The organism is Alcaligenes sp. AB3, from assembly GCF_031844565.1.
Classification (GTDB): Bacteria; Pseudomonadota; Gammaproteobacteria; order Burkholderiales; family Burkholderiaceae_B; genus Alcaligenes; species Alcaligenes faecalis.
This window is the reverse complement of the sequence record NZ_JAUZVM010000005.1, coordinates 53,461-67,027: the sequence shown is the minus strand read 5'-3', so window position 1 is coordinate 67,027 and position 13,567 is coordinate 53,461. Positions and strand designations below refer to the sequence as shown.

The following is a 13,567-nucleotide window of genomic DNA, read 5'->3' as shown; positions in this document are numbered from 1 at the left end:
GATTCTCCGAACAGGTGGACTTATGATTCGTTCTCCAAAAGGTGGAGTCAACGATTCGGACAGACTGTTTCGCTGTGCGAAATCCTATATTGCCCGAGTGGATAGGCTGGGTCATAAATGGTGCTCTTCATCACTTTTTGATCCGGACAACCATGAACCAAAATGACTCCCATACCGGCTCGCTTGCTGGGGTGCGTATTCTTGATATGGCCACAGTTCTTGCGGCTCCCAGCGGGGCGACACTGTGTGCGGATCATGGGGCGCAGGTGGTCAAGCTGGAGCTTCCCAATGGCAGTGATGCCTTGCGTCACATGCAGCCGGTCAAGGATGGGCAGCCCTTGTGGTGGAAGGTGGCCAATCGCGGCAAGAAGGGCATCACCCTGGATGTACGCAAGCCACGCGGCAGGGAAATTTTCCTGGAGCTGATTGCGGGTTTTGATGTGCTGGTCGAGAACTTTCGTACCGGCAGCCTGGATCGCTGGGGTTTGGATATCGAGACTTTGCATCGCATCAATCCACGTCTGATCGTGGTGCGTCTGACGGGCTTTGGGCAGACGGGGCCTTATCGCCAGCGGGCCGGCTTTGCGCGGGTATTTGAAGCGATGAGCGGCTTTACCAATTTGACGGGTATGCCCGATGGCCCGCCCTTGCATGGCAATTTCCCCTTTGGGGATTCGATCGCTGGTGTGTTCTGTGCCTTTGCCATTGCTGCGGAAATTGCGCGCTTGCGCGCCGATCCGCAAGCCAGGGGTGTGGAGGTGGATCTGGCCGCTACAGAGGCCCTTTTCCGTCTGTTTGACCCTTTGGCGGTCGAGCATGAACAGTTGGGCCAGGTCCGGCATGCCGTGGGCAACCGTACGACCTATACGGCTCCGTCCAATATGTACTGCAGCCAGGACGGGGTGTATTTCACTGTGGTCGCTTCATCGCAGGCGGTGTATGAGCGGCTTTGTCAGGCGCTCGGGCACCCCGAATGGATAGAGGACCCGCGCTTTGATACTTTGCCTCATCGTGTCCAGCATATGCAGGCGCTCGATAGCGAGTTGGAACGCCGCTTCACCGGGCTGAGTTTTGAACGGGTCAGTGCCCTGCTGGACCAGTTCCAGGTGCCGTTCAGCAAGGTTTACGATATTGAGGACATCAAGGCTGATGCGCATTTTCAGTCGCGGCAGATGATCATTCGTTTGGCCGATCCGGAGTACGGCAGCTTGCCCGCGCCTTGTGTTGTGCCCAGAGTGGTAGGCCGTGCGATGCCCGTGCCTCACACCGGGCCAGCGGTGGGTGAACATAACGCCGAGATTTATGCCTCCTTGGGCTTGGATACCGGGGCCTTGGCCGAACTGCGTGCACAAGGCGTCATTTAAAAAAGGAGTAGGCGATGCATGGCAAGGGCTTTCAGGCCTTAGTAACGCGACAAAACGGCGAGACGGTCAGTAACGCCTTGGAGTGGCGCTCTCCAGTCAGCCTGTCGCCAGGAGAGGTCCGGATACGCACGGCCTATGCCGGTGTGAATTACAAGGATTGTCTGGCTATTCAAGGGCAGGCGCGTATCATTCGGGACTTCCCGCGTGTGGGTGGCATAGAGGCGGTTGGCCAGATTATTGAGTCGGCCAATTCCTCCTTTGCCGTGGGCGATCCGGTTATGGCCCATGGATTTGATATGGGCATTTCCCAGGACGGCGGCTTTGCACAGCAATTGTATGTGTCAGGTGACCATGTGCAGAGAATCCCGTCAGGGCTGTCCTTGCGGGAAGCGGCGGTTTTGGGCGTACCGGGGTTTACGGTGGGTTTGGCCCTGGACAGGTTCGAGGCTCAGGGGTTGACGCCACAATCGGGCCCTGTGGCGGTATCCGGGGCGAATGGCGCGGTAGGCATGTTGACCATTGCTCTATTGGCGCAGGCGGGCTACGAGGTCGTGGCTTTGACACGGCGTACTGAGCTGGCCCCCGCTTTGCAGCAACTGGGCGCCAGCGAGGTGCTGGATACCGCGATCACACAGTCCAATCGTCCTTTGGAGACCGCCCGGTTTGCGGCGGCCATCGACAATGTGGGTGGGGCGGTGCTGTCCTGGCTGCTTCGGTCGATGAGCGACTCTGGTCAGATTGCCTCGGTGGGTAATGCGGCAGGCAATACGTTTGAAGGCAGTGTGTTGCCTTTCTTCGTGCGGCGTGTGCAGATCTTTGGGGTGCTGGCCAATGCGCCGTGGGAGCAACGCTACCGTGTCTGGAATCGATTGGCGACAGAATGGCGTCCCGACTTTGCGCTATTGGAACCGTATGTGCATGTCGTCGAATTGGCGGATGTCCCTGATCTGGTGCAACGCCAATTGGAGGGTGCCGCACATGGTCGCAGTCTGGTCGCCTACGGAGACGTCCTATGAATCAGGTGCTGGCAGGGGTACGGGTTCTGGAGATGGAGGCTATTGGGCCGGTGCCTTGGGCAGGGATGATTCTGGCGGACCTGGGGGCTACCGTGGTTCGTATTGCCAGGCCAGAACCAGCTGATATGGGGATCGTGCGTGATCCTCGTTTTGAAGTCACGACACGAGGCAAACAGCGGGAAACAGTGGATTTGAAGTCTGCTGCCGGACGCGCCAGGGTGCTGGAACTGGCCGCAGAGGCCGATGTGTTGATAGAGGGAATGCGCCCCGGAGTGATGGAACGTCTTGGACTGGGTCCGCAGGATTGCTGGCAACACAATCCGGCACTGGTGTATGGCCGGATTACGGGCTGGGGCCAGTCCGGGCCTTTGGCCAGCACGGTGGGCCATGACATCAACTATCTGGCCTTGAGTGGTGTGTTGCATGCTATCGGCCCGGCAGACGGTGCGCCGGCGGTACCCTTGAACCTGATCGGGGATTTTGGTGCGGGCGGCATGTTGCTGCTGGTCGGCGTTCTGGCCGCTTTAATGCAGGCTCGTAGTACCGGCAAAGGGCAGCTTGTGGATGCCGCCATGGTGGATGGGGCCTTGTTGATGTTAGCCCCGATTTTGGGTCGTTGGCAGGCAGGGCAATGGCAGGATCAGCGTGCCAGCAATCTGCTTGATGGAGGAGCACCCTTCTATTCGACTTACCAGACGGCTGATCATAAAGCAGTGGCGGTGGGTGCGATTGAGCCGCGTTTTTACAAGGCCTTGCTTGACGGTCTTGGTCTGGATTCGGACAGCCTTCCCCAGCAACATGATCAGAGCGCCTGGCCCGTAATGAAAGAACGATTTGCCGAGATTTTCGGGCGATATCCCAGGGCTCATTGGGAAGCGGTGTTTGCCGGGACAGAAGCGTGCGTGACACCGGTACTTTCCTTGGCGGAAACCGTGACACATCCTCACTTTGTCGAGCGTGGCAGTTTTGTACGTTCGGATGGGGTGGTCCAGCCGGCTGCGGCTCCCCGGTTTTCCTGCTGACAGACCAGAAATAGTTGTCGTAAAAAAAAGCCCCTGAACAAGGGGCGTTTTTTGTGGCTTTGCCTGGATTCAGACCGGTTGTTCCAATATCTCCTGCAGGCGGGTCAGCAGCTTGTCGCTGGCGTTGTGCATATGCCGTTCGCAGATGGCAAGGGCGCCCGCTTCGTCGCCCGACGCAATGGCCGCAGCCAGTTCTTCATGTTCGTCCCAGATGGACAGACGCTGTTCTGCCGATTGCAGTACCGCCCCCATGACACGCCGCAGGTGTACCCAATGAACCTGTGCACTCTCGGCGATCATGGGGTTGCCCGACGCTTCGTAAATTGCTTTGTGAAAGGCTTCGTCGGCTTCGATCATGGCGCGTACGTCATGACCACGAGCAACCTTGCGGCCCAGACGGATCAGGTCCGGGTCCAGTACGGCACTTTGACGTGCCGCCAGCTTGGTTGCCAACGCTTCCAAGGCACCCCGCACCTGGTACAGATGCCCGATATGTTCCAGATCCAGCGGGGCCACCATGACGCCCCGCCCTTCGGCGTCTTGCAGCAATCCATCTTTCTTCAGGAGCTGGATGGCTTGCAGCACAGGCGAGCGTGACACTTTGAGCTGCTCGGCAATGTCTTCCTGAGTGATTCGCGAGCCGGGGGCCAGGGAGCCGTCGCTGATGGCATCGAGCAGGATGCGGTAGACCTCGTCTACATAGTGTGGACGGGCCTGCAACTTACCGGAAAGCTTGGCATGCATGAGGTCTGGAACTCCGCTACAAACAAAAAACAAGTTAAGGCCGCAGCCTGACTGCGGCCCTGGGTTTACATCAGGGCGTGGTCCGCATGGATTGCAAGAGCGCCGCCATGGGGTCCTGGTCTGACGTCGCTTGTACCTCGAACGGGTTGCTTAGCGGGTCGTCTGCCTGTATTGCTCCTGGGCTGAGCATGGGGGCGGGACGGTTCAGCTGGAGCAGGATTTCTTCATCGCTCAGGCTGACTGTTTTGTGCAAGCCTCCCGTTACCAGTTGCGGATAGGCAATCACAATACCCACCACCAGCAATTGTAGTACGACGAAGTAGGCTGAGCCCTTCCAGATCTGCTGGGTACGAACCCTTGGAATAGTTTGCTGGCTAACGGAATCTACATAGTCGGATCGGGGTGCCACGCTGCGCAAATACAACAAGGCAAAACCGAACGGGGGTGTCAGAAAGGATGTCTGCAGGACCAGAGCAATCACGATACCGAACCAGATCAGATCAATGCCCAGGCTGTTGGCGACGGGTGCCAGTAAGGGCACCACAATGAATGCAATTTCAAAAAAGTCCAGGAACATGCCCAGCACAAAGATGATGGCGCTGACGGCAATGACAAAACCCAGTTCGCCGCCGGGAATGGCATCAAACAGGTGCTCTACCCACAGGTGGCCGTCTGCGGCACTGAATGTGAAGCTGAAGACGGTGGAGCCGATCAGGATGAACATCACGAAAATAGCCAGCTTGGCGGTATTTTCCAGAGCTTGATTGAGCAAGGACCAGTTCAGGCGTTTGCGTATCAAGGCCAGTATCAGCGCGCCAATCGCACCCATGGCCCCGCCTTCTGTTGGTGTAGCAATTCCCATGAATATGGTGCCAAGGACCAGAAAGATCAGGATGACTGGCGGGATCAGGGCGAAGACAAAGCGTTCGGCCAGTTGCGAGAGCAGTCCCCAGCCTGTCACGCGATTTACCGTCGCAAACAGCAGCGCACTCATGGAGGCGACAACCAGGGCGGTGATGGCCACTTGATCCGTGGGGGCCTGAGCCGGCTGGGAAAAGACCTGGGCCATCACTTCGTTGTGCAGGCCTGCCCATGTAAACCCGATGAAGGCGCATAGCAGGACCAACATGCCCAGCGACCGTCGTCCGCTTGCACCAGTGGCTGTCACCTGACTTCTGGCCTGTTCTGGCAGTGCTGGCATCCAGGAGGGGCGGAACAAGGCCAGAACAATGACGAACGTAATGTAGATCACCAGCAGCAAGAGACCAGGGCCCAGTGCTGCTGCGTACATGTCTCCGACTGAGCGGCCCAATTGATCGGCCATCACAATCAGGACCAGAGACGGCGGCAACGCCTGTACCAGAGCACCTGAGGCGGTGATGACGCCCGTAGCAATTTCCGGTTTGTAGCCGTAGCGCAGCATGACGGGCAAGGAGATCAGGCCCATGGAGATCACTACCGCCGATGTGACGCCGGTGGAGGCGGCCAGAAGGGCCCCTACCAGGACAACCGAAACGGCCAGGCCACCACGGACAGCACCAAAGAGCTGGCCCATGGTTTCAAGCAGGTCTTCTGCCATGCCCGACCGTTCCAGGATGATGCCCATTAGCGTGAAAAAGGGGATGGCCAGCATGGTTTCGTTTTGCATGATGCCAAAGATGCGCAGCGGCAAAACCTGGAACAGATTGGTCGGAAACAGGTCCAGTGCAATGCCTAGTACGCCAAATACCAGGCCGGTGGCGGCCAGCCCGAAGGCTACAGGAAAGCCGGTCAGCAAGAGCACGATCAGGCTCAGGAACATGATGGGGACGAAGTAGTCCGTGATAAAGGTGGCAATCATCGTGCACCCTCCTGTGCGGTCGATAGCGCTTGGGCGGGCACCTGAATAGGCGTGTCCTGGGCATTATCTTCAGCAATGCAGTCCGGCCCTTTGCCTGTCAGGAACAGGATACGTTTGACCAGCTCGGCCAAGCCCTGAAGCAACAGCAGGCTAAAGCCGGCAGGAATCAGCAGATAGGCGGGCCAGCGCACCAGCCCGCCAGCATTGCCGGACATTTCACCCGAATGCCAGGCGGCGGTGAAAAACCCCCAGCTCAGGTTGATGACAAAAATACAGAACGGGATCAGGACGACAACAATCCCGGCGATGTCGACCAGGTTGCGTCCCCGCGCCCCCAGGCGGGTGGAAACAAAGTCGATACGAACATGGCTGTTATGCAGAAATGCGTAGCCTCCTCCCAAGAGAAAGACAGCCGCATACAGGTACCACTGAGCTTCCAGCATGCCGTTGGAGCTCAGGTCAAAGGCCTTGCGAGTGATGGCGTTGCTGGCGCTCAGAATGGTGGTGGCCAGCAATAGCCATTTGATGATGAATCCGATACAGCGGTTCAGGTGGTCTATTCCCCCCACCATGGTTTTCAATGCAGTCATTTTTGTCTCCGCGAATATTGTTGTGTTCGTCGTTGTGCTGCCGGGGAGTATTTGATGGCGGCCGTGTGCCAGCCGCGTTGTAGCAGGTGCTGTGGTGACTCCTTGGGCCATGAGCGTGCCCGAAGTAAATGGGGTGTGCCCTGGCGGGAGCCAGGACCAGGAGATGGCTTTACAGGTCCAGAACCAGTACGCCCGAGCGTGCGCGCGAAACGCAGGCGGTCAGGCAATGGCTTTGCTCGTCGGGACTGAGGATGTAGTCCTGGTGATCAACATCCCCTTGCAGGTAGTTGACGCGGCATGTGCCACACAGGCCCGATACGCAGGAGGTGGCAATAGGCACACCGGCTTGCGTCAAGGCATCGCTCAGGGATTGATCGGGAGCAACCTCAATGCACTGGCCGGTACTGGCAATTTGCGCCACGAAGGCACCGGGAGGCAGGGTATTGGCATTAGGGGCAGGTTCAGGCGCCTTGAAGTGTTCGCAATGCACGGAACCGGCAGGCCAGTGCGAGCTGGCCTGCGCACAGGCTTGCATGAAGCCGGCTGGGCCGCAGTAATACACGTGGGTGCCTTCAGCTGCATTGGCAAGCAAGTCTTGCAGGTTCAGACCTTGTGCGGGATTGCCGTTGTCCAGATGCAGATGCAGGCGGCCTTGCTCTTGCCATGTGAGCAGTTCGGAGCCAAAGGCGGCCGTATCGTGGCTGCGAGTGCAGTAATGCAATTCAAAGGGCTGGCCCTGCGATTCCAGAAAGTGGGCCATCGCCTTGATGGGGGTGATGCCTATCCCCCCGGCCAACAAGATGGAGCGGCGTGCGTTCGGGTCCAGTCGGAAATGATTTCGGGGCGTGCTGACGGTGACTTGCTGCTGGACCTGCAAGGCGTCGTGCAAGGTGCGTGAACCGCCTCGTCCATTGACATCGCGCAGGACAGCAATGACGTAACGATGACGCTCATGAGGCGGGTTGCACAGCGAGTATTGGCGGATCAGGCCGGGTTGAATATGTACGTCTATATGGGCACCGGCCTCGAAGGCGGGCAACTCGCCACCCTGAGGACAGCTGAGTTCATAAGAATTGATGCCTTGTGCTTCGTAGCGGATTTGCCGGATCCGCAGTGACAGCAGCCCGTCCGGGTTGGTAGCCGCCTGGACGGGAGTGGCGGGTTCTGCAATGGCGTTCATGGCGCTCTCCGTATGGGGCACCCGCCCCTTTGGAGCGGGTGCGACAGGCGATCAGGATTCAGCCGCAACAGCGCTGAGCGATTGTTGAAGTTCCTGCATGCTCTGTTTGACGAAAGCCTCGCGCTCCGAGCCTTTCAGATTGTCGGCCGAGGTCAGGATGCGCACGATTTCGCGCGTGGCATGTCGGCGGCGTGCGACTTCCTGGGCCAAATCCTCGGACTCGGGAATCGCCAGGACATTGCCCGAGCAATAGCTGTTGGGGGCGCCACCACAATCTTTCAGCCATTGGGCAAAGCCTTCCGGGGTCGCGGCAGGGTTGGAGCCACGCAAGGCATCGCGCAACATCTTGCGGAACATGTACAGCCCGGCGTCGAACTTGGTCGGGTTCTCCAGAGCATGGACGGCAATCGGGCGTTGGCTGATGATGGCCTCGTAATCGCCTGGTGCCTGTTGGCATTCCTTGTAGTTGTGGCGGGCACGATGGTCGGACGGGATGGGTGGCAGATCTTCCAGCTTGTATTGTCCAAAGCGCTCGGGACGGCGCATGGCAACCTGCCCTTCCAGAAAGTCGATGGTCTCGTAGCCCACCATCTCCTTGTTCCCCACTCCGCGTGTATCAATGCCAGGACCCATGACGCGCCAGCCAATCATCTTGCTGTTCTGGTCGTCCACGGGAACGGTCCAGCGCACGATGTGAAAGCGGCTGAAAAACTTTTGCTGGGCACCGTCTTCGGAGGTGTAGGCATGCAGGCTCAGATTGGGCAGGACCTGGTGCTGAACACGGATAAACAGATTGTCCTTGCTGGCACGACGCGCACCCGCGCAGGCCAGGCTGCGGCCATTATGTACAGGGATGAACTGCATGTCGGGCGCCACTTCCATGGAGGCCGCGCCTACTTCGTCAAAGGTGGTGCCCTGGTAGTTGCCGCCTACCACGTTCTTGGCGGCGTGCAAGGCAGTGGGGTGGAAGTTGTCAGCAGCATTGTCTTGCACTTGCAGCCAGTTGCAGTGCTGGAAGTTGCTGAAAGCCACCAGTTCATCGCCGGGCATGACGGTGAAGTTTTCCTCCCATTCGGGGAAAGGAGGTTCGGCATCGGGCGGGCCCATATAGGCAAAAATCAGGCCATGGCGCTCGAAGGCCTTGTAAGCACCCTGACGGATGGAGCAGGCGTATTTTTCGCCCTCGGCCTCTTCGCCTTTGGGGTAAGGGACATGCAGACAGGTTCCGTCTACGTCGAACACCATGCCGTGATAGCAGCACATAATGCCCTTTTCCTGGATGGCACCGTATTCCAGGGAGGCGCCACGGTGGGCGCAGTGGGCGTGCAGCAGGCCGATCTGGCCGCTTTTGTCGCGAAAGGCGACCAGCTCTTCCCCCATGATTTTCAGAAAACGCGGGGTGTCAGTCAGTTCCGCGGCCATGCAGACGGGATGCCAGAAACGGCGCATGTACTCGCCCATGGGCGTGCCTGGGCCGACTTCGGTCAACTCAGGGTCGTGATCAGGAATGCGGTTGGTGTAATAGCCGCCGTAGGGAATCAGTTTCTTTTCGGTCATGTCGTCCTCGTGTACAGATCAATGGTGGAAAGGGTCAGGCTACTTTTCGGTCGACCAGCGCCTGGGCGCTGATCCAGGGCATCATGGCGCGCAGCTGCTCGCCGACGATTTCAAGGCGGTGGCGTTGGTTCAGGCGTCGATGGGCATTCAAGGAAGGTTGGCCGGCACGGCTTTCCAGGATGAAATTCTTGGCATAGGTGCCGTCCTGGATGTCGCGCAGCAAGGCTTTCATGGCCTGGCGTGTGTCTTCGGTCACGATGCGTGGACCGGCCTGGTATTCGCCAAACTCGGCATTGTTGGAGATGCTGTAGTTCAGGTTGGCGATGCCACCCTCGTACAGAAGGTCCACAATCAGCTTGAGTTCATGCAGGCATTCGAAATAGGCCATTTCTTCGGCATAGCCCGCCTCGACCAAGGTTTCGAAGCCACACTTGACCAGATCCACCATGCCGCCACAGAGCACCGCCTGCTCGCCAAACAAATCCGTTTCGGTTTCTTCACGAAAATCGGTTTCGATGACGCCGGAGCGTCCGCCGCCATTGGCGATGGCGTAGGACAAGGCCAAGTCACGAGCCTGACCGGAACGGTCGGCATGAATGGCGATCAGGTGGGGAACCCCGCCGCCTTCTACATAGGTGGAGCGCACCGTGTGGCCGGGTGCCTTGGGGGCGACCATGATGATGTCCAGATCGTCGCGGGGCTGGATCTGACCGTAATGGATGTTGAAACCGTGGGCAAAGCCCAGTGTGGCGCCGGGGCGGATATGGGGAGCGACTTCCTGCTCGTAGACGCGGGCAATGTCCTCGTCAGGCAGCAGCATCATCACGATGTCGGCTTGTTGCACGGCAGACGCGATGTCTGCCACAGCCAGACGGGCAATGGCAGCCTTTTGACGCGAGGCACTGTTGGGGCGCAAACCCACGACCACTTCCACGCCAGAATCACGCAGATTCAATGCGTGAGCATGGCCTTGAGAGCCGTAGCCGATGATGGCAACCCGGCGTTGCTGCACCAGGGCCAGATCGCCGTCCTTGTCATAAAACACCTTCATACTGCCTCCTTTTTGTGAGTTCTGTGTTCTGTATACAGAGTTCAGTATTGTGGGGAGATATTCGAGGTGTCAAGGAAAAATTGGCAGGTCGGGGGAAATCCCTAGAACAGAAATTTTGCTTAGCGCATCGGGGTCAGGCTGGCCTCGCGAAGCAGCCATTCACGCAGGTGTTCAACGCGTTTGAGCGTGTCGCGGTGGTTGCGGTAGTAGAGAAAATGCATCTCGCGTTGCAGGCTGCGACCATTGGGGGCGGGCAAGACGATCAGTTCCCGATTGTCCAGTTCGCGTTCGGCAAAGCGCTGTGTTTCCAGGCAGACACCCAACTGATCCACCGCTGCTGCAACTGCCATGGCTCCGCGGTCAAAGGACAGACGTGGACCGGGGGAAGCGGCCATGCCATTGCTGCCAAACCAGTCGGCCCAGCTGACCGGACTGATGGTGGAATCGATCAAGGGCAAATGCAGGTACCAGGGCTGATGCAGAGCCAGGCTGGCATAGAGTTTGGGTGAGCATAAAGGCAATAGGGGTTCAGGATGCAGCGACTCCACCACCAGCCGGGGATCGTGGCTGGGGGCGTGTCCATAGCTGATCACGCAGTCAATGTCGGTGGCCTGGTGCAGATCGGGCGGCGTGGCATCCGTGCGCAAATGGATAGCCAGTCCGGGGTGATCCCGCATGAAGGCATGTAGACGTGGTCCCAGCCACTTCACCGCCAGGCTAGGAGCGCAATGCACGGTCAAGGCGTGCGTACCCCCGCCCTCGCCCTGTGTGTCCTCGCAAAGCCGGGCCAGCTTGTCCAGCAAGGGCGTCAGTTCTCGATAGAACTCCTGGCCCCGGCTGTTCAAGCTGACACGCCGGTTGTGACGGACGAACAGGCTGCGTCCCAGATGGGTTTCCAGGCTTTTGACCTGATGGCTGATCGCAGAAGGAGTCAGGTGCAGCTCATCGGCTGCCAGGCTGAAACTCTCCAGCCGGGCGGCCGATTCAAAGGCTCGTAGCCAGGCGAAATTAGGGATGGCTCGCATGAGGGTGCCTTAAACAGATGAATATTTTTAATCAATAGCTGAAAAAGCTTCGTTTGTCATTCATGGTTTTCGACCTCTACCATGGTTTTACGTTTCACCCGTACGCTGCGCTGGATGGGCTGGCGTGCGGGCAACGCAACATCTTGCCGAACCCGAAGGAGACCTTCCCATGAACGCTAAACCCGATATCAAAGAAATTTTGGCCATGACGGGCCGAAAGTCGATTTATCAGCCCGAACAGCAAGGCCTGATCTACCCGGAAGAGCCCCAGTTTGATTCTTTTGAAGAAGCGCGCACGCATTTGAAGCAGCGCCTGGTGGCCGCCTGCCGTGCCTTTGCCCTGCATGGTCTGGACTATGGCTTTGCAGGCCATCTGACCATTCGCGATCCCGAGCATCCCAGCCTGTACTGGACCAATCCCATGGCCGTGCACTTTGCTGACGTGAAGGTTTCGAACCTGATCCTGGCTGACCATGAAGGCAAGGTGGTGGAAGGGGATTACGCTCTGAACCGCGCAGGTTTCGTACTGCATGCCGCCGTGCACGAGGCTCATCCTGACATTGTGGCGATGTGTCATGCGCATACCGTCTATGGCACTGCCTTCGCTTCGTTGGGTCAGGAAATTCTGCCCATTACGCAGGATGCTGCCGCCTTTTTTGAAGACCATGTCGTCATTCGCGAAGAAGCCGGTCAGGTGGCGGTGGAAACCAAGGCTGGTCACAAAGTGGCTAATGCCTTTGCTGGCGTCAAGGCGGCCATCCACCAGAACCATGGCTTGCTGACGGCCAGCCGCCACAGCATTGAAGCCGCCGCTTTCTGGTTCATTGCGCTGGAACGCTGCTGCCAGCAGCAATTGATGATCGCTGCAACCGGCATGACGCCCACATTGGTGACCCCCGAACGTGCCCGTTACAGCCGTGAGCATGTAGGGAGCGAATACATTGGCTGGCTGCACTTTCAACCGATTTGGGAAAACCTGTTGCGCACCCAGCCCGATATGTTTGATTGATCCGTCCCGCAGGCAGCTCGATCCGTTGGGGGCAAGCTGCTGACTTTGCATAAATAAAACGAGGAGACACAAGCGTGGAACGACGAGCAATGCTGAAACTGACCGGCCTGGCCGGCATTGTGGCCAGTGGCATGGCCCCTGCGGTCGTCAAGGCGCAAGAGAATTTGCGCTGGCGACTGGCATCCAGCTTCCCCAAGAACCTGGATACGATTTATGGCGGTGGGGAAGTCTTTGCGCAGAAAGTGCGTGAGCTTAGCGATGGCAAGTTCAATATCTCCGTGCATGCGGGCGGGGAACTGATGCCGGCCATGGGTGTGGTCGATGCGCTGGAACAGAACTCGGTGGAAGCGGCTCACACGGCGCCCTACTATTTCTTTGGCAAGAATGAAGCGTTTGCCTTGAGCTGTGCCATTCCATTTGGCATGAACTCTCGCCAGCTGACGGCCTGGATGTACCACGGCAATGGCTTGAAGCTGACGCGCGACTTTTATGCCAACTACAACATCGTCAACTTCCCCTGTGGCAACAGCGGTGTGCAGATGGGCGGCTGGTTTCGCAAGCAGATCAATACCCCGGAGGATATACGGGGCCTGAAGATCCGGATTGGTGGTTTGCCCGGTAAAGTCATCGAGAAGCTGGGTGGCATTCCACAAAATATCGCCGGTGGCGAGGTGTACCAGGCACTGGAAAAAGGCGTTATTGATGCCGCCGAGTGGGTGGGACCCTATGACGACTTGCGACTGGGCTTTCACAAAGTCGCGCCCTATTACTATTACCCAGGATGGTGGGAAGGTTCAGTAGGGCTGGATCTGCTGGTCAACAAGAAAGCGTATGACGGTTTGTCGCAGCACTACAAAGATATTGTCTCGGCAGCCAGCACGTATGCGCATCTGGATATGCAGGCCAAATACGATGCCCGCAACCCAGGTGCCTTGAAAGAACTGGTCGGTCAGGGAGCCAAGGTCTTGCCTTTCTCCAAGGAAGTGCTGGATGCCTCATTCAAGGCGAGTGAGGAACTGTATGCCGAACTGAATGCAAGCAATCCGCAATGGCGAACGATTTATGCGGATTATCGGGCGTTCCAAAAGGACGAGCTGCTGTGGTTCCGCTTCGCGGAAGCTCGCTTTGATCAGTACATGCAGTCCGTGTCTTTATGAATGACTGGTAGG

At 58.1% G+C, this 13,567-nt stretch carries 12 protein-coding genes; 5 read left to right on the top strand and 7 right to left on the bottom strand.

The annotated features are described in order from the left end of the window. The first annotated feature begins 152 nt into the window (after window positions 1-152). From Q9R35_RS12445 to Q9R35_RS12435, 3 genes are read left to right on the top strand one after another with little or no spacing between them, the layout of a single operon-like run. Window positions 153-1,364, top strand: a complete 1,212-nt coding sequence (locus Q9R35_RS12445) for a CaiB/BaiF CoA-transferase family protein (protein WP_086069711.1) — start codon at window positions 153-155, stop codon at window positions 1,362-1,364. A gap of 14 nt (window positions 1,365-1,378) precedes the next feature. Continuing rightward, on the top strand, window positions 1,379-2,380 hold the full coding sequence (locus tag Q9R35_RS12440; protein ID WP_311219932.1) for a YhdH/YhfP family quinone oxidoreductase: 1,002 nt from the start codon (window positions 1,379-1,381) through the stop codon (window positions 2,378-2,380). Continuing rightward, the gene (locus tag Q9R35_RS12435; RefSeq protein ID WP_042485047.1) at window positions 2,377-3,402 is read left to right on the top strand and encodes a CaiB/BaiF CoA-transferase family protein; all 1,026 of its coding nucleotides are present in this window, start codon (window positions 2,377-2,379) and stop codon (window positions 3,400-3,402) included. The genes Q9R35_RS12440 and Q9R35_RS12435 overlap by 4 nt, the downstream gene beginning before the upstream one ends. A 69-nt stretch (window positions 3,403-3,471) precedes the next feature. On the opposite strand, the gene Q9R35_RS12430 is transcribed toward Q9R35_RS12435, so the two are convergent. From Q9R35_RS12430 to Q9R35_RS12400, 7 genes are all read right to left on the bottom strand, one after another. Beyond that, window positions 3,472-4,146, bottom strand: a complete 675-nt coding sequence (locus Q9R35_RS12430) for a GntR family transcriptional regulator (protein WP_042485044.1) — start codon at window positions 4,144-4,146, stop codon at window positions 3,472-3,474. 70 nt (window positions 4,147-4,216) lie between these two features. Further along, window positions 4,217-5,986 carry a TRAP transporter large permease subunit gene (locus tag Q9R35_RS12425; protein ID WP_311219931.1) on the bottom strand — a complete coding sequence of 590 codons (1,770 nt, stop codon included), beginning with the start codon at window positions 5,984-5,986 and terminating at the stop codon, window positions 4,217-4,219. Then, window positions 5,983-6,576: a TRAP transporter small permease subunit gene (locus Q9R35_RS12420; protein ID WP_045930479.1), complete on the bottom strand. Its 594-nt coding sequence runs from the start codon at window positions 6,574-6,576 to the stop codon at window positions 5,983-5,985. The genes Q9R35_RS12425 and Q9R35_RS12420 overlap by 4 nt, the downstream gene beginning before the upstream one ends. 169 nt (window positions 6,577-6,745) lie before the next feature. Continuing rightward, window positions 6,746-7,756: a PDR/VanB family oxidoreductase gene (locus Q9R35_RS12415; protein ID WP_311219930.1), complete on the bottom strand. Its 1,011-nt coding sequence runs from the start codon at window positions 7,754-7,756 to the stop codon at window positions 6,746-6,748. 51 nt (window positions 7,757-7,807) lie between these two features. Continuing rightward, complete coding sequence (locus Q9R35_RS12410) at window positions 7,808-9,313, bottom strand: Rieske 2Fe-2S domain-containing protein (protein WP_042485031.1); 1,506 nt, start codon at window positions 9,311-9,313, stop codon at window positions 7,808-7,810. A 34-nt stretch (window positions 9,314-9,347) separates the two neighbouring features. Beyond that, window positions 9,348-10,409 carry a ketol-acid reductoisomerase gene (gene ilvC / locus Q9R35_RS12405; RefSeq protein ID WP_226349122.1) on the bottom strand — a complete coding sequence of 354 codons (1,062 nt, stop codon included), beginning with the start codon at window positions 10,407-10,409 and terminating at the stop codon, window positions 9,348-9,350. A 74-nt stretch (window positions 10,410-10,483) separates the two neighbouring features. Then, the gene (locus Q9R35_RS12400) at window positions 10,484-11,389 is read right to left on the bottom strand and encodes a LysR substrate-binding domain-containing protein (protein ID WP_094195133.1); all 906 of its coding nucleotides are present in this window, start codon (window positions 11,387-11,389) and stop codon (window positions 10,484-10,486) included. Window positions 11,390-11,558: 169 nt separating this feature from the next. Here Q9R35_RS12400 and Q9R35_RS12395 point away from each other — a divergent pair, with 169 nt between their 5' ends. Both Q9R35_RS12395 and Q9R35_RS12390 read left to right on the top strand, forming a co-directional pair. Continuing rightward, on the top strand, window positions 11,559-12,398 hold the full coding sequence (locus Q9R35_RS12395) for a class II aldolase/adducin family protein (protein WP_063690023.1): 840 nt from the start codon (window positions 11,559-11,561) through the stop codon (window positions 12,396-12,398). 74 nt (window positions 12,399-12,472) lie between these two features. After that, window positions 12,473-13,555: a TRAP transporter substrate-binding protein gene (locus Q9R35_RS12390; protein WP_063690020.1), complete on the top strand. Its 1,083-nt coding sequence runs from the start codon at window positions 12,473-12,475 to the stop codon at window positions 13,553-13,555. Window positions 13,556-13,567: the final 12 nt, after the last annotated feature.